The following is a 14585-nucleotide window of genomic DNA, read 5'->3' on the forward strand; positions in this document are numbered from 1 at the left end:
TCAATTATTTTTGCCGTCATGTCAAAGATCGTTTACTGAAAGCAAATCACAACCCCTTCCGGTTTATACACAAAAGCATTAGCCATGTCAAAGATCGTTTACTGAAAGCAAATCACAACTATGAATTGGAGGTACCTATCTATATTCGACATGTCAAAGATCGTTTACTGAAAGCAAATCACAACTGTTTGCAAACATGGGTAAAATTTTGACCGCATGTCAAAGATCGTTTACTGAAAGCAAATCACAACACAATGGTGTCTCGTAAATTCACGTTACGCATGTCAAAGATCGTTTACTGAAAGCAAATCACAACAACGAAATGCCGGAATAGGGATTATTTCACCATGTCAAAGATCGTTTACTGAAAGCAAATCACAACAGTATCAATACAACATCGTGAAAGTAAGTGCATGTCAAAGATCGTTTACTGAAAGCAAATCACAACTACAATCCTCTTGACACCACCGTTAGCATACATGTCAAAGATCGTTTACTGAAAGCAAATCACAACATTATCGTTAGGGTTTTGCGCGGTGGCGTTCATGTCAAAGATCGTTTACTGAAAGCAAATCACAACTATTACGATGATAGTTACCTACCAAGTCAAACATGTCAAAGATCGTTTACTGAAAGCAAATCACAACAGTCGCCCGATAGTTATTACAAAAAGGTTTCATGTCAAAGATCGTTTACTGAAAGCAAATCGGTTTGGGAGAATACCGCAAGTTACTTAACCAAAGTTACACTTAACCCAAATTGTAGTCATCAGTAAATGCCCTAAAGTTCCTTAAAATCAATTTCAATCTTCATGGCCTGCAATAATTTCAATTGTTCAATGAACTTGTCCTTAACGGCCATCCGAACTGCAACCTTCATAAATCCTTTTCCAGAAAAGTTCTGATCCAAAATATTCAATTCATAATCTTTAACCAGGCGCATGACCTCACGTGAAAAAGTATAATCGTATAGTAAATCCATTTCTTGTCTGACCTCCTCAACCACAATGGAAGCTTTGCTTATAGCATCCGCAGCAGCAGCACGATAGGCGCTGATCAATCCACCCACGCACAGTTTAACACCGCCAAAATAACGCACCACCACAATCAGTACATTGGTAAGGTTGACTGAACGGAGTTGACCGAGAATAGGATCACCGGCCGAGTGGTTTGGTTCACCATCATCAAAGGCCCGAAACCGGCCTTTATCCGCACCCAGCATCCAGGCATAGCAATGGTGACTGGCATCAAAATATTTTTTTCGCAGTGCGCTAAGATTGGCTTTGATGTCCTCCTCGGTTTTTACCGGATACGCAAAAGCGAGGAATTTGCTACCTTTTTCCTTAAACAGGCCTTCCGAGGGTTTCTCCAGCGTACGAAAACTATAGTCCTGAGCGTGCAACGTTTGGGGGTGGTTTAGCGTCAAAGTAAGGTATCCTTGACAATTCGTGCAACCTATTATAAACCATACTGTCTCTATACCTGAAAACTGAAACATAAAACCATGCAAAAACTGAGTATCCTATTATTCCTGCTGATCGGTTCGCTGGCATCGGCACAAAACCGGCAAACCATTAACATTGATCCCTTTACCAAAATTTCGTTTGGCGTATCCGGAAATGCCTATGTTAAACAAGGATCAACCCAGCGTGTAGAGGTAGAAGCATCAAAAGAAACCCTGGAGAAAATTGACATAAAAGTAGAAAACGGAAAACTGGTTATCCGCTCCAAAGAACGTTGGGTAAGCTGGAGTTGGGGCAAAGAAGACCGTGTAACGGTATACATTACCGCCAAAGATATCCGTGGGTTAAGCGTAAGCGGTTCAGGCGACCTGGAAACCCAAACCAAAATTGTGACCGGTGACCTGGATCTTAAAGTAAGCGGAAGCGGATCGTTGAAAGCCGAAGTAGAAGCCAATAACCTTGATGCCAGTGTATCGGGTTCCGGAAGAATAAAATTACGTGGCAAGTGTAACAACATGGAAAGCGGTATCAGCGGCTCCGGTGATATAGAGGCCGATATTGCCGTTGCCAATCTGCTGGATGTAAGCATTTCCGGCTCCGGTAAATTGATTGCTACCGGAAAAGCCACTAACGTAAAGACCAGCATCAGCGGTTCGGGAAGCATCCGTGCAGCAGAGTTTGAAGTTGAATCAGCGGATATTAAAATTGCCGGATCGGGAAGTGTTGAGATTAATGTTAAAAGCGAACTCAATGCCAACATCAGCGGAAGCGGTAGTGTTCGTTACAAAGGCAGCCCCAATCATGTTAATGCCAACTCCAGCGGAAGTGGGAAGGTGAGAAAAATTTCTTAGCTACAAGACAGAAAGACTTTAGTAGCAAGACTTAATAAAAGAACAGTATAATTAAGCGGGGCATATTGTCCCGCTTTTTAGTTGTTAGTCGAAGGCTTGCTGTCTTTTAACAACCCGGTTACAATAAAAAACTGGGCAGCACTATAGGTGAGCATAATCCAAAAACCGGATAGGGGCACGGGTTCTAAAAATTTATCTACAGCCAGTAAAGAATCCGACATCATAAACAGAATTGCACCACCAAACACATAAGCAAAACTGGCCGCTGACGTTCGCCCAAAACGAAATAATGCATTCAGCACCATTAGGGTAAGTACAGCGGCATAGATCAGCACCGGCACGGTCATGTCGCCTAACGATGAATAGAGTATAACCACAAGGCCTGATCCGTAAAGAATGATTGGAAAGGCAAAACGAACGCGTTGCAGCCCCTGCAACGAACTCGTTTCATCATCGTTTCTGAATTGCCTGAAAACAAAAATGTAGAACACATGGGCAACCAAAAATGAAATGAGACCAAGCATGAAAAACAACTCACCTTGCTTCATCAGCAACACATCGCCACCCCACGAAAAAATAAGTGCCCCTACCACCATAAAAGAAGGTGCCCCTCCTTGTTCGCGCAGGGTGAAGTAATAGTATGCCAATAATAGCAACAGAAGAGCAGGCTTGGTTACCTGGTGCAATTCAGGCAAGGTTATAAGTTGCGTTATCAACTCGCCTATGGTCGCTAAAGCAAAAAGAACCAGGGATATTTTTTTCATAGCCTACTCTAAATAAATGGGTGCTCTATGATTCTGGCATCTTTTTCATCCGCGTATGCCGAATCCAATGGGTGATAAGGTAAACAAAAGCGATAAAACAAAGTACTGAGCAGGTAAAGAACGTAACAAAGAAATTTGACGAATTATTGGCATAGATAAACCCGGAGGCAAAAGCCCCCACTCCAATGCCCATCTCCATAAAAATATATAAACTGGATATACCCCTGCCTTTATGGTTCTCATCGCTTAAGTCTGTAGCCCAGGCCAGTAACGTTGGCGAGGTTGTGCCTTGTGCTACACCGTACACCATAATAGCAATCATCAAATCTTGCGGAGTTGAGCCAAACGCCAGCAACATCATCGATACGGTGGCTATGGCCGATGACACCATCAATACCCTTCGCCTGCCGTAGCGATCGGAAGCTTTACCGGCAATTAATCGCACCGAGAGTGAAGCAACCGTTAAAATGGTAAAAAGTAAACCCTTGTTCTTGATCCCTACAAATTCACCAAAATCAGGTATTATCGTGTACACTGCTCCGTAGGAGTACGCAGTAAGCAACATAACGATACACGTTACTAATACCCTTGGTTCAAGTAAGTCGCGTTTGTGAATTTTAAATACTTCGGTAGTGAAGCCTTGTCGTTGCGACAGGGTTTCCTTTACACCCATTACGATAAGAATGGATGAGATGGCAAAACCGGATGATGTATAGAACATGGCATCGAGCCCGAAGTTGTTGGCCATGGCTCCACCAATAGCGGGGCCAGCCGCCATACCCACCGTACCTGCTGTTCCCAACAACCCCATAGCCTCACCGCGCTTGTTGGCCGGAATGATATCCGATAAATACGCTGTTAACCCGGTAGGCGTAAACCCTGTTGAAAACCCATGAACCAATCGAAGTAACAGAAAACCAAATACCGTTGAAATGGCGGGGTAGAACATGCTACTAAAAAAGCAAACCAGTGAACCAATTACCATTACAGGCTTGCGACCCACTTTATCCGCCATCTTTCCACTGAATGGGCGTGATACCATGGCGGTAACGGTGAATAGTGAAATGATGAGGCCTTTATATTGTGCACCACCCAGACTTGTAAGGTATGCCGGAAGCTCCGGAATAAGCATATTAAAGCTGGCAAAGAACAGCAGCGAACTCGCACAGAGCAGCCAGAACTGACGGTTGTAAACGGATGGGTTACTTTTCAATTTCTTCTGCGAGTAAACGGTCTAATTCTTTACTGATGGAGGATTCGCTCGGGCGCATGGCATTCAGGTTTACAAAGTTGCCCTTTTTGTCGATAAGGATGTAGCGGGGAATTGCCTTTATATCAAATAATGCAACGGCATCAGCATTTGATCCAATGCGAAAATGATTGGTGAGGAAGGGGCGATCAATGTTGTATCGCTTAAGCGCTTTTCGCCACGCTTCGCTATCATCATCAATCGAAAGATAAACGAAAGCTACACGCGCCTTATATTTTTCCACCAATTCCATGGAGGCCGGCATCTCGCGAATACACGGTCCACACCAACTTGCCCACACATCAATGTATACCGGGCGGTAGCCTCGTGCAGCCTGTAAAAATTTGTTGAACCGCTCTTCATCTTCTTTGCCGCTGAGGTAACGTTCCTTTTCAGATGTTATGTAATCCGTAAACTGATCTTTCAAGGGTTGTGCCTTTTCAAGATCGGCCACAATGGATTCTTCAAGCGGTGTGGCCTTAAGCACATTGTAGTTATTCCAAAATGTTGAATCATAATCGATGGAAAGCAACTTGTCCCGGTCCGGCTCTTTTCCTTTGAACGGCTTTATGTCGGTGGTTACGATGTCGGTGGTAATAAGCTCAATATGGAAATTATGGGTAGACTTCAACCGTGGCTGATAGGTTCTTCCATCCTTCAAAGAATGGTAGAGGAAGTACTTTCCGTCTATCTTTTTAAAAATCGAAAAGGTATAAACCGTATCGATGGAAGACTGCCCGGTAAATTCAGATTTAACAATAGCATAGTTTGACGTAGTGATGTGTAAGGTTCCTTTCTGCTTATTCTTCCAGGGAATGCCCGTGCTAAGCAAGGTAGAATCTCGCTTTAGCTTATACTGGATTACATAAACCTGTTCATTATCATATTCGGTTATGCCCTCCAGTGTAAATTCGTAAGCATTTAAGTTTTTACGGAGATGGCTCACTTCATTTGCGTAGTGCAATCCATACACGATTGAAGAGGAGCTTTTTGCCTGGTAACCCACCGGATCAGTACCCATAATGGAATACAAAGCTATGGGCACATGGCCACTCGCTACTTTGGTATTGTCATAACTCCTGCGCAACTGGTTTACACGCACCTCGTCTTTCCATCCCGGAAAGGGTTGCTGAACTTTATATCCTTTTCGCTTGTACACATCGGCTGCGGCTTCAATCAACCTTCCATAAACCGAATCATCTTTGCAATAATGCCGGTAAAAAGTCTGGTACATGAAGGGCTTTGTATAGTAATTGTGTTTGATGTTGGCGAAGGCTCTTTTCACAATGCCTTGTGGCGATAAATCTTTTCCAAAAACCACAACATCTTTTAACATGGTTTTTGATTGTTTCAGGCTGATGTCCAGTTTTTCAGAGGGATTCTTAACGATTTCATTATCGTACCCCACGCATGAAATTTTCAAGGAATAATTTTTGGAACGATAGGAAGCGGGTACCCGAAGGGAAAAATATCCATCGGCATTTGAGCTTGTGCCCACCGATGCACCTTCAATACCAATGGAAGCGTATTGAACAGGCTCCCCTGTGGTAACATCGGTTAGGCGGCCTTCAATAATAAAAACACCCGATGGTTGTGCACCAACCATCCAAACCGGAAGCAACAGGAAGAGGATGATGATACTCTGCCTCATCATTTCGTTACAGAGTCTTCCTGCATGCTGAGTAAAAAGCCTTTGATGAAATCTTCTAAATCTCCGTCAAGCACGTTTTGCGCATCGGTACGCTCCACACCTGTACGGGCATCCTTCACTAATTTATAGGGATGCAATACATAGTTTCTGATCTGCGAGCCGAAATCAATTTTCATCTTACCGGCTTCAATCTTGTCACGCTCGGCATGGCGCTTTTCCATCTCTAACTGATAGAGTTTTGATTTGAGCATTTGCATGGCACGTTCGCGGTTGGCATGTTGCGAGCGTTCTACCTGGCACACAATAACAATTCCGGTGGGTTTGTGGGTTAGCTGAACTTTGGTCTCCACCTTGTTCACATTCTGGCCACCGGCACCCCCTGAACGCGAGGTTTGGATTTCAACATCAGCCGGATTTATCTCTATATTAATAGTATCGTCCACTTTAGGATAAACAAATACAGAGGCAAATGATGTGTGCCTGCGCTGGTTGGAATCAAATGGAGAAATGCGCACCAAACGGTGCACGCCTATTTCCGATTTCAGCTTGCCGTAAGCAAAAGGGCCATCTATTTCCAACGAAGCTGATTTTATGCCCGCCACTTCACCCGGTTGGTAATCAATTTGTGATACGGTGTAGCCTTGCTTTTCGCCCCACATAATGTACATGCGGTTGAGCATATCGGCCCAGTCGTTGCTTTCCGTGCCCCCCGCCCCGGGGTTTATTTCTATGATCGCACTTAACTGGTCTTCTTCGCGGCTCAGCATCTTCTTAAACTCCAGTTCTTCCAATGCTTTTAGCGCTTTGGCATACTCGCGGTCCAGCTCTTCTTCGCCTACATCCCCGGCTTCATGAAATTCATTGAGCACTTCCAGGTCCTCCAGGAGTTTGTGAATACGCTCGTACGAGTCCGTCCAGATTTTTTTTGCCCGAAGGGCTTTCAATAAAGCTTCAGCCGTTTTGGGATTGTTCCAAAAATCGGCTTGTTGGGTAATTTGTTCTTCGTCCTTTACTTCAATGATCTTACGATCGTAGTCAAAGATACCTCCTCAAAGCCGCTGTTCTGGCCTTCAAGTCTTTCAACTGTTCAATGGTCATGTGTAGTGATTTTAATTTATGAGGTTACAAGATAGGGGCAAATATACCCATAAAAACGACTGAATCAGCGTTGCCGGTGTTTGCTCCGTTAAACGATGAAAGATCCATGTAAGAATTGCCCGAAAAATGCACTTTTCCTTTTTTCAATTTCGAATAGCTTCGGGATCATTACTAAACTTTATCAAGTCCCCCAAAATCTACCTTAACGCATGGAAACCCTCCGTCAGTTCTTCAAGCATTGTATGCTTTTTCAAAGCCGGGAAACAACAAACATTATTTACGGCATTATTATGTGGTTTAGTTTCGGGTTGTTTGTTTACGCGATATACAGTACCATAACCCTTCAGCCCTAACTTGCCCCGTGCGCATAACCAAAGCCTCAACAAATGCCCATGTTCAAAACTTAAAGAAAAATTCCAGGGCCATACCTTTGCCGTTGGAGGAAACCTTTAGCAACCTGGTGGGTTTATTGGAACCGGTGCAAGCGAGTTTTGAAATCAGGGTCAACAATCCTCAGCACTATGAACTATGGACTACCCACATCTACCGTACCTTTAGCCAAAAAGCGCGCTACAAAAAAGGGTTAATGTTCGCTTCGGTTATCGTTTTCTCAAAATTTGTGAGTTTCTACTTCTATCCTTTGTACCTGAACAAAGAACTGAAAAATCAATTGAGTGATGAGCTCAAACCCTTTGTCGGTGGTGAAAGTTGTTTCCGCTTTAAAAAACCTGACGATATCCCGCACTCCGAACTCAACCGTTTAATCTCGGATGGGTTTGCTTATTATTCCGGGCAGGGCTGGATAGAAGAAAAAAGCTGAGCGAATTATTAATCAAAGGCCAGTGATGCCCTGAAACTTTTAGTACTGATCCTTTATCAGTCGTGCCAGGGTTTTAATACCATCTTCAATCCGGTTGCTCCAGGGTTCGCCAAAGCTTAGGCGGAAACAATTCTCAAACCGTGCCTGGCCTGAAAAAATCTGTCCGGGTGCAATACCAATGTTATGCTTCAAGGCACGCTTGTGCAGTTTATAGGTATTCACTTTCGGGTTGAGTTCGATCCATAATGTAAAGCCACCTTGCGGGCGGGTAACCCGGGTATCTTCCGGAAAATATTCCGATATCGCCTGTATGTAACGAAGCGACTGGGTGTGCAATGCTTTTCGCAAATGGCGCAGGTGTAACTCATAACGGCCATTGGCTAAAAAATGTGCAATGGCGGCTTGGGCCAACGTATTGGTTGATACCGTGTGCATCCGCTTTAAGCGAATCACTTGTTCTTTAAACCTTCCGGGGATGGTCCACCCCACGCGGTAACCCGGTGCCAGTGATTTTGAAAAGGATGAACAGTGCAGCACCAATCCTTTTTTATCAAACGACTTGCACGTTTTGGGCCGTGTTTTCCCAAAATACATTTCACCATAAATATCGTCTTCAATCAAGGGAATTTCCTTTTTGGCCAACAACTCCACCAATTGCTTTTTTTTGTCATCCGGCATACAACTGCCTAACGGGTTGTTGAAGTTGTTTACAAACAAGCAAGCCTTAATATCGAAGCGGGCAATGGCATCGTCCAACTCCTGAAGGTTTACTCCGTTAACCGGGTCAGTCGGTATCTCCACCACCTTCAGGCCATGGCTTTCCATCGCCTGAAAGATGCCATAATAGGTGGGGCTTTCAATGGCCACCGAATCGCCAGGTTTGGTAACGGCCTTCATGCAAAGCGATAATGCTTCAACACATCCAGCCGTCACCACAATATCCTCCTCTGCCGGTGTGCCACCCCAATTAAAGGCTTGTCTGGCAATCAACCTGCGCAATGCGGTGTTTCCCTGAATGTGTTCATAGTTTATACAGCTTGTCTTTGAGTCACGCAATGCCTGTGCTACCGATTTATTCAACTTTGCAGTGGGGAGCAATTCATAAGAAGGGACACCCATCGAAAAATGAATCAGGTTGTCAGAAGCCAGGTCGTGATACACGCTGTTAATCATTTCGTCTACACTCACGGGCACAGCATCTTCAGGAGGTTCACAACAATTTGGCAGTTCAGGAAAATTCAGGGGCGTGAATTTTACATAGTAACCCGACTGAGGTCGTGCTTCAATCAATCCCTTACTCTCTAAATGATAATACGCCTGAAAGGCCGTACTTAAACTTATACCCTGCTCTTTGCTCAATGCACGTACCGATAAAAGTTTGTCACCCACTTTTAACGACTTTTGTTCAATCAACCGTTCTATACGTTCTGCAACTTCCAGGTATAAATGATCGGGACGGGTTAAAATTTTCATAACAAACTGATATGGTCAAAATTAATAAAACTGAAACTGTTCTTTTACCGTAATTAGAAGAAAATTTGCTGCAAAAAAGATCAACACCTGCATTAAACATGAGTAACCGCACCACTTACCTTCCCTACTTAGCCCTGGCAGCCGTGTGTATTATATGGGGCACCACCTACCTGGCTTTGCGAATTGCTGTTCAGCATTTTCCACCTTTTTTGTTTACGGCTATCCGGCAAACAATTGCCGGAGGACTGCTGATTGGGGTGGTAATGGTACTGGCCAAACCATTATGGCCTTCGCGCGATCACATTATCCGGCAAGCCATTGGTGGGTTTTTTATGATCTCGCTGGGTAACGGACTGGTAGCCTGGGCAGAGATGCACATACCGAGCGGCATTGCCGCCATCATCTGCTCCATTATGCCGGTAATGGTGATTCTTATTAACCTCTCCATCAATCGGGATGAACGGCCAACCGTGCCCATCTTTTTGGGTGTAATGATTGGCCTGGTGGGTATTGTCATGATTTTTGGTGAACATGTTACCGAGTTTTCAAAAGCGGAATATTTATTGGGCATTTTGATGACCGTATTGGCTGTTTTGAGTTGGGCAGGCGGCAGCATCTGGATCAAAAAATACCCAAGCGATATAAATCCATTCATAAATGCCGGGCTTCAATTATTTTATGGCGGTTTGTTTCTTTTTCCGGTAAGCCTGGTGTTTGATGACCTTTCGCAAGTAAAATGGTCAGGCGAAGCATTCTATGCGTTGCTTTACCTCATCGCATTTGGTTCCATCATTGCGTATGCTTCGTACATGTACGCGTTGAAAAAATTACCGATGACCATCGTATCCCTCTATGCGTATGTAAACCCATTGGTGGCCGTGGTATTGGGCTGGTTAATACTGGATGAAAAACTCAATCTAAAAATATGGGTGGCTATACTCATTACCGTTGCCGGTATTTACATTGTTAACCGTGGTTACCAGTTACGGAATCTTTGGAAGGCACAATTTTCACGTTAGACAAAAACCATTTTTCTACTTGATTGCGTAAGTTGTTTTCAATGATATCGTCATATGGAGAGCATTATACTTGACATTACCGAATACAAACCTGAGCACCAGCCTTGGTTTGAACAATTCAACCGCTCATGGATTGAACACTATTTCTGGATGGAACCCATCGATGAACAGGTGTTGCGTTTTCCCGATGAACAAATCATAAAAAAGGGCGGAAGCATTCTAATGGCAACCTGTAATGGAGAACCAGCGGGTACGGTGGCCCTGAAATTTGTTGAGCAGGGTGTGTATGAATTCACTAAAATGGCAGTGGATGAAAAATTTCGCGGACTCAAAATAGGGAAGGCACTGGCACATGCCGCTATTGCTAAAGCCCAGGAGCTTGGTGCCCGTAAAATAATTTTATATTCCAATACAGTATTGACCACGGCCATTGCACTGTATCGTGCATTAGGCTTTAAAGAAATTCCAGTGGATGGTGTGTACAAGCGCAGCAATATAAAAATGGAACTACAGCTTTCATGACCCGTTGGGTAAATGTGGTTTAGTAGTCACGCGCTTGGCCAGTTAATTCTCGTGTAGTGAAGATCAGTGAAATTATTTTTAACTTGAAAAAAAGAAAGAAACCATGAGTTCACTTACCGCATCCATTTCGGTGCAGCGCATTGCACAATCCAGCTTACCAAAAATTGATTTCAATAATCTTGAATTCGGTAAATACATAGCCGATCATATGTTGGTTGCGGATTACAAGAAAGGACAGTGGCATGCCCCGGAAATAGTGCCCTACGGGGAACTGAAAATGAGCCCTGCTATACTCTCCCTACATTATGGCCAGGCGGTTTTTGAAGGCATGAAAGCATACAAAATGAAAGATGGTAACATTTCAATATTCCGGGTTGATAAGCATCACGAGCGCCTAAACAAATCATTGGCACGGATGTGCATGCCCGAAATACCAAACGATCTATTTGTGCACGGATTACATGCGCTTGTTAAAACCGATAACGATTGGGTTCCCTCAACCGAAGGCTCCTCCTTATATATACGACCACTGGTATTTGCCAGTGAGGCCAGGCTCGGTGTAAAGGTTTCGGATGAATATAAATTTGTTATTATGACCAGCCCCGTAGGCCCTTACTACAGCAAACCGCTGCGCGTAAAGGTTGAGGAACATTATGTTCGGGCGGCTGAAGGCGGAACTGGCTTTGCCAAATGTGCCGGCAATTATGGCGGTGCATTTTTACCTACCCAACAGGCACGCACCCAGGGTTTTGACCAGGTGTTGTGGACTGATGCCAAAGAACACAACTACATTGACGAAGCCGGAACCATGAACGTAATGTTTGTAATGAACGGAAAACTGGTTACCCCAAAATTAACATCGGCCATTTTGGATGGGGTTACACGCGATTCGATAATTACCCTTGCGCATGATTTAGGCTTGCCCATGGAAGAGCGGAAGGTAAGTATTTCCGATTTGGCCGAAGGGTTTAACAACGGCACATTAACCGAAGCTTTCGGTGCTGGCACTGCAGCCGTTGTTGCACCCATCGCCACCATAAATATTCACGGCAAAGATTACCAACTTCCTGAAGTTACCGCAACCAGTTTTCAACAGCGGGTAAAGCAAAAACTATACAGCATACGCATCGGTGCTGAGGCCGATGACCATCAATGGAATTATATTGTTCAAATACCATGAGCGAATTTTCAAAAACTGAAAAAACAACCCTGACGCGTTTACCCAAACGCGGTACATACGAAAAACAAACCATTTACACCATTTTAGACGAAGCACTTTTCTGTACGCTTGCCTTCGTTAAAGACAATGAACCTTTTCAAATCCCAACAGGCTTTTGCCGGATGGGCGACAAACTTTACATCCATGGCTCGGTAGGGAGCCATTACATGCGTGAACTCGCTGACAAAAAATTACCGGTATGCATAAGTGTAACGCTGATGGACGGAATCGTTTTAGCCCGCTCGGCATTTCATCATTCCGTGAATTATCGTTCGGTGATTATTTTCAGCAAGGCTGAACGAGTAAACCATGATGATGAAATCTATAAGGCTTTGGAAATATTCACCGACAAAATGCAACCCGGCCGCTGGGCCGACATTCGGCAACCCAACGAAAGTGAATGGAAAAAAACAATGGTGCTTGCCTTTGCCATTGAAGAAGCCTCAGCAAAAATCCGTGCAGGCGGGCCTAAAGACGATGAGGAAGATTACGATTTGGATATCTGGGCTGGTGTGGTACCCCTGGAAACCAAACGTACTGCGCCCGTTGCCGATCCGGTGCTGAAACCAGGAATTGCCTTGCCCGATTACCTGAGGTAAAACAATCGCGATACCTTCGTGGCAAATTCTGAGTAATCTTAAAAATCGTCTTTTATCCTACTTCACCGTAAACCCAAACCCCAGCGTGAGCACGCGTCTGTCGCCAACAAAGGAATAATCTCCGTTGAAGGTTATTGGCCCAAGTTTTAACCGTGTACCGGCCGTAAAGCGCATGCCTGACTTATTATAATTGAATGAGTATGGATTACTTAGAATAAACGACTGTGGCAACGTTGCAAAATCACCAGTTGAATTAAAATATGAATCAACAGTATATGTACCGTTTATATCTACTGAAGTTTTGCCTGTTTCATACCCGGCAGCGCCATAAAATGAAATTATTTTAAAATCCTTGCCGATTAAAATTTGGCCTGTAAATCCACTGGTTGAAATTGCCCCCACCTGATCCGTACCGTCAAAGCCTCCACTCAAATCAACATCAATTGAATACTTGGTATAGCCAACAAATACGGACAGAAAAAACAGGTTTTCGTCAACTACTTTCAGGTGTTGCCTGATATCATGCATTATTCCAATGCCCCAACTTCCTACTTCAACCGAACTGATGGGAGTGCGCGGAGTAAACCGAACGCGCAAATCCGTATTTTTCAAAAATCCCAAACCCAATCCCATTTGAATATTGGGCAGGAAAAAAGCATCAATAAAATAAGCCGCTCCCGGCTCCGAACCTTCAGCCCCCTGAAAGACAACACCATTGTTGGCTCCTCCTTCAATCCGATATAATGGCCACTCACCTTCATCTGCATAAAAGGTTGGGATTTGAGTTGTGTTGCCTGTTGTAGATCCCTGATAAGTAAGGCCGTTAGACAGTTGGGGTAAATCGAAGTACTTCTTTTCATTCGAAACAAAAACTGAATTAACTGTGATATTTAAATCAAATCCCCACTTCTTGTGTGTTTTAGCTGTGGTGTACCACCCATTGTTGGGAAGTATGCAAATGTCTTCACCAAGGGGTCGCAGGTAATTGTCAATCAAAACCTGGCCATCTGTTAAGCCCGCAGGAAAATATCGGGTAAGTTTATCCTGCGCACAAAGGGCTGACGTTATAAAAAGCATCACAGGCAAGAGAATGAGGGTTTTCATGGCGGTGGTATTTTTTTATTGAAAGTACTTTCTGTACCCCCGTCACAAAACCCCATAAAGATGTAGTGTACCTTAAAGAGGATTACTATTTTTACTTTCAATCGATTCCTGAAAAATAAACAGCTTCAAAAAAATCAATATGAGAATCCTGTATCTTCTCTTGTGTTGCACGGTGGCACTGGCACAGCCTAAACCTGAAACCGCGCTTGCCGAAATACAAACCTTTCAGGAAGAACTAAACCGCGAATACAAAGACAAAAAGAAATCGCCCTTGCTGCCCGAGGACCTGAAGAAATTCAAGAAACACCAATTCTTCCCGATTGACCTGAAGTACCGTGTAACCGCCCAACTTACCCTTACACCAGAAACCAATTTTATGCCGATGAAAGCCACGCAAGCCTACATGCAGGATTACCGTGTGTATGGTATTGCTAAGTTTTCGATTGACGGAGAGTCGTTTACATTGCCCGTGTACCAATCCAAAAACCTGCTGCATAATCCGAAGTATGTCGGTTATTTGTTCTTGCCCTTTACCGACCTGACTAATGGTAAAGAAACCTACGGAGGAGGGCGATACCTGAATTTGCGTGCGCCAACCGAAGGCAACGAACTGGTTATTGATTTCAACAAGGCATACTCACCCTATTGCGCCTACAACCCACGCTACTCCTGCCCTATTGTGCCCGAACAAAATCATCTACCCATAGCCATACCGGCTGGTGTAAAATACGTAGCCAAAAAGAAATGATTTCGC

General features: G+C 44.1%; 15 protein-coding genes and 1 CRISPR repeat array (1 of these 16 cut by a window edge). Of the genes, 8 read left to right on the forward strand and 7 right to left on the reverse strand.

Annotated features, from left to right (window positions below; all coding sequences use genetic code 11):
• A CRISPR array of direct repeats spans positions 1-713; the repeat unit is 36 nt; unit sequence CATGTCAAAGATCGTTTACTGAAAGCAAATCACAAC; it begins 8283 nt to the left of the window's first position.
• A 67-nt stretch (positions 714-780) separates the two neighbouring features.
• Positions 781-1497, reverse strand: a complete 717-nt coding sequence (locus KIT51_15590) for a YigZ family protein (GenBank protein UYN86271.1) — start codon at positions 1495-1497, stop codon at positions 781-783.
• Between the two features lie 6 nt (positions 1498-1503).
• On the opposite strand from KIT51_15590, the gene KIT51_15595 reads away from it, so the two are divergent.
• Positions 1504-2313 (forward strand): DUF2807 domain-containing protein, encoded by an 810-nt coding sequence (locus KIT51_15595; protein ID UYN86272.1) that lies wholly within the window; start codon positions 1504-1506, stop codon positions 2311-2313.
• Between the two features lie 77 nt (positions 2314-2390).
• Here the strand turns inward: KIT51_15595 and KIT51_15600 are convergent, their stop codons facing one another.
• From KIT51_15600 to prfB, 4 genes are all read right to left on the reverse strand, one after another.
• Positions 2391-3077: a lysoplasmalogenase gene (locus tag KIT51_15600; protein ID UYN86273.1), complete on the reverse strand. Its 687-nt coding sequence runs from the start codon at positions 3075-3077 to the stop codon at positions 2391-2393.
• A gap of 25 nt (positions 3078-3102) precedes the next feature.
• On the reverse strand, positions 3103-4209 hold the full coding sequence (locus KIT51_15605; GenBank protein ID UYN88609.1) for an MFS transporter: 1107 nt from the start codon (positions 4207-4209) through the stop codon (positions 3103-3105).
• 70 nt (positions 4210-4279) lie between these two features.
• Entirely contained in the window at positions 4280-5980 is a 1701-nt protein-coding gene (locus KIT51_15610; GenBank protein ID UYN86274.1) for a carboxypeptidase-like regulatory domain-containing protein, read from the reverse strand.
• Positions 5977-7075, reverse strand: a protein-coding gene (prfB, locus tag KIT51_15615; GenBank protein UYN86275.1) for a peptide chain release factor 2 whose coding sequence is annotated in 2 segments (ribosomal slippage) — positions 5977-7014 and positions 7016-7075 — 1098 coding nt in all. Because the reading frame shifts where the segments join, the coding sequence is not laid out codon by codon here. Before prfB ends, KIT51_15610 begins: the two co-directional genes overlap by 4 nt.
• 209 nt (positions 7076-7284) lie before the next feature.
• Here prfB and KIT51_15620 point away from each other — a divergent pair.
• Both KIT51_15620 and KIT51_15625 read left to right on the forward strand, forming a co-directional pair.
• Positions 7285-7428, forward strand: coding sequence for a hypothetical protein (locus tag KIT51_15620; GenBank protein ID UYN86276.1), 144 nt, complete (start codon positions 7285-7287; stop codon positions 7426-7428).
• An 8-nt stretch (positions 7429-7436) separates the two neighbouring features.
• Positions 7437-7895, forward strand: coding sequence for a hypothetical protein (locus tag KIT51_15625; GenBank protein UYN86277.1), 459 nt, complete (start codon positions 7437-7439; stop codon positions 7893-7895).
• Positions 7896-7934: 39 nt separating this feature from the next.
• Here KIT51_15625 and KIT51_15630 read toward each other — a convergent pair whose 3' ends face one another.
• On the reverse strand, positions 7935-9368 hold the full coding sequence (locus tag KIT51_15630) for a PLP-dependent aminotransferase family protein (GenBank protein UYN86278.1): 1434 nt from the start codon (positions 9366-9368) through the stop codon (positions 7935-7937).
• 98 nt (positions 9369-9466) lie between these two features.
• Here KIT51_15630 and KIT51_15635 point away from each other — a divergent pair, with 98 nt between their 5' ends.
• The 4 genes from KIT51_15635 to KIT51_15650 all read left to right on the forward strand — a co-directional run bounded on the left by KIT51_15635 (position 9467) and on the right by KIT51_15650 (position 12727).
• Complete coding sequence (locus KIT51_15635) at positions 9467-10387, forward strand: EamA family transporter (protein ID UYN86279.1); 921 nt, start codon at positions 9467-9469, stop codon at positions 10385-10387.
• A gap of 54 nt (positions 10388-10441) precedes the next feature.
• Entirely contained in the window at positions 10442-10909 is a 468-nt protein-coding gene (locus tag KIT51_15640; protein ID UYN86280.1) for a GNAT family N-acetyltransferase, read from the forward strand.
• 103 nt (positions 10910-11012) lie between these two features.
• Positions 11013-12089: a branched-chain amino acid aminotransferase gene (locus tag KIT51_15645; GenBank protein UYN86281.1), complete on the forward strand. Its 1077-nt coding sequence runs from the start codon at positions 11013-11015 to the stop codon at positions 12087-12089.
• Positions 12086-12727: a pyridoxamine 5'-phosphate oxidase family protein gene (locus tag KIT51_15650; protein ID UYN86282.1), complete on the forward strand. Its 642-nt coding sequence runs from the start codon at positions 12086-12088 to the stop codon at positions 12725-12727. Before KIT51_15645 ends, KIT51_15650 begins: the two co-directional genes overlap by 4 nt.
• A gap of 57 nt (positions 12728-12784) precedes the next feature.
• Here KIT51_15650 and KIT51_15655 read toward each other — a convergent pair whose 3' ends face one another.
• A complete protein-coding gene (locus KIT51_15655) occupies positions 12785-13831 on the reverse strand; it encodes a hypothetical protein (protein ID UYN86283.1) in 1047 nt (348 codons plus the stop codon).
• A 139-nt stretch (positions 13832-13970) separates the two neighbouring features.
• Between KIT51_15655 and KIT51_15660 the strand changes: the two genes are divergently transcribed.
• Positions 13971-14579 carry a DUF1684 domain-containing protein gene (locus KIT51_15660; GenBank protein ID UYN86284.1) on the forward strand — a complete coding sequence of 203 codons (609 nt, stop codon included), beginning with the start codon at positions 13971-13973 and terminating at the stop codon, positions 14577-14579.
• Positions 14580-14585 lie beyond the last annotated feature (6 nt).

The sequence above is a fragment of the Cyclobacteriaceae bacterium genome, assembly GCA_025808415.1.
Classification (GTDB): Bacteria; Bacteroidota; Bacteroidia; order Cytophagales; family Cyclobacteriaceae; genus UBA2336.

Coding starts and splice junctions, on each gene's coding strand:
- KIT51_15590 (UYN86271.1), bottom strand. CDS start 1,497: ATGTTTCAGTTTTCAGGTATAGAGACAGTATGGTTTATAATAGGTTGC.
- KIT51_15595 (UYN86272.1), top strand. CDS start 1,504: ATGCAAAAACTGAGTATCCTATTATTCCTGCTGATCGGTTCGCTGGCA.
- KIT51_15600 (UYN86273.1), bottom strand. CDS start 3,077: ATGAAAAAAATATCCCTGGTTCTTTTTGCTTTAGCGACCATAGGCGAG.
- KIT51_15605 (UYN88609.1), bottom strand. CDS start 4,209: ATGCTTATTCCGGAGCTTCCGGCATACCTTACAAGTCTGGGTGGTGCA.
- KIT51_15610 (UYN86274.1), bottom strand. CDS start 5,980: ATGATGAGGCAGAGTATCATCATCCTCTTCCTGTTGCTTCCGGTTTGG.
- KIT51_15620 (UYN86276.1), top strand. CDS start 7,285: ATGGAAACCCTCCGTCAGTTCTTCAAGCATTGTATGCTTTTTCAAAGC.
- KIT51_15630 (UYN86278.1), bottom strand. CDS start 9,368: ATGAAAATTTTAACCCGTCCCGATCATTTATACCTGGAAGTTGCAGAA.
- KIT51_15635 (UYN86279.1), top strand. CDS start 9,467: ATGAGTAACCGCACCACTTACCTTCCCTACTTAGCCCTGGCAGCCGTG.
- KIT51_15640 (UYN86280.1), top strand. CDS start 10,442: ATGGAGAGCATTATACTTGACATTACCGAATACAAACCTGAGCACCAG.
- KIT51_15645 (UYN86281.1), top strand. CDS start 11,013: ATGAGTTCACTTACCGCATCCATTTCGGTGCAGCGCATTGCACAATCC.
- KIT51_15650 (UYN86282.1), top strand. CDS start 12,086: ATGAGCGAATTTTCAAAAACTGAAAAAACAACCCTGACGCGTTTACCC.
- KIT51_15655 (UYN86283.1), bottom strand. CDS start 13,831: ATGAAAACCCTCATTCTCTTGCCTGTGATGCTTTTTATAACGTCAGCC.
- KIT51_15660 (UYN86284.1), top strand. CDS start 13,971: ATGAGAATCCTGTATCTTCTCTTGTGTTGCACGGTGGCACTGGCACAG.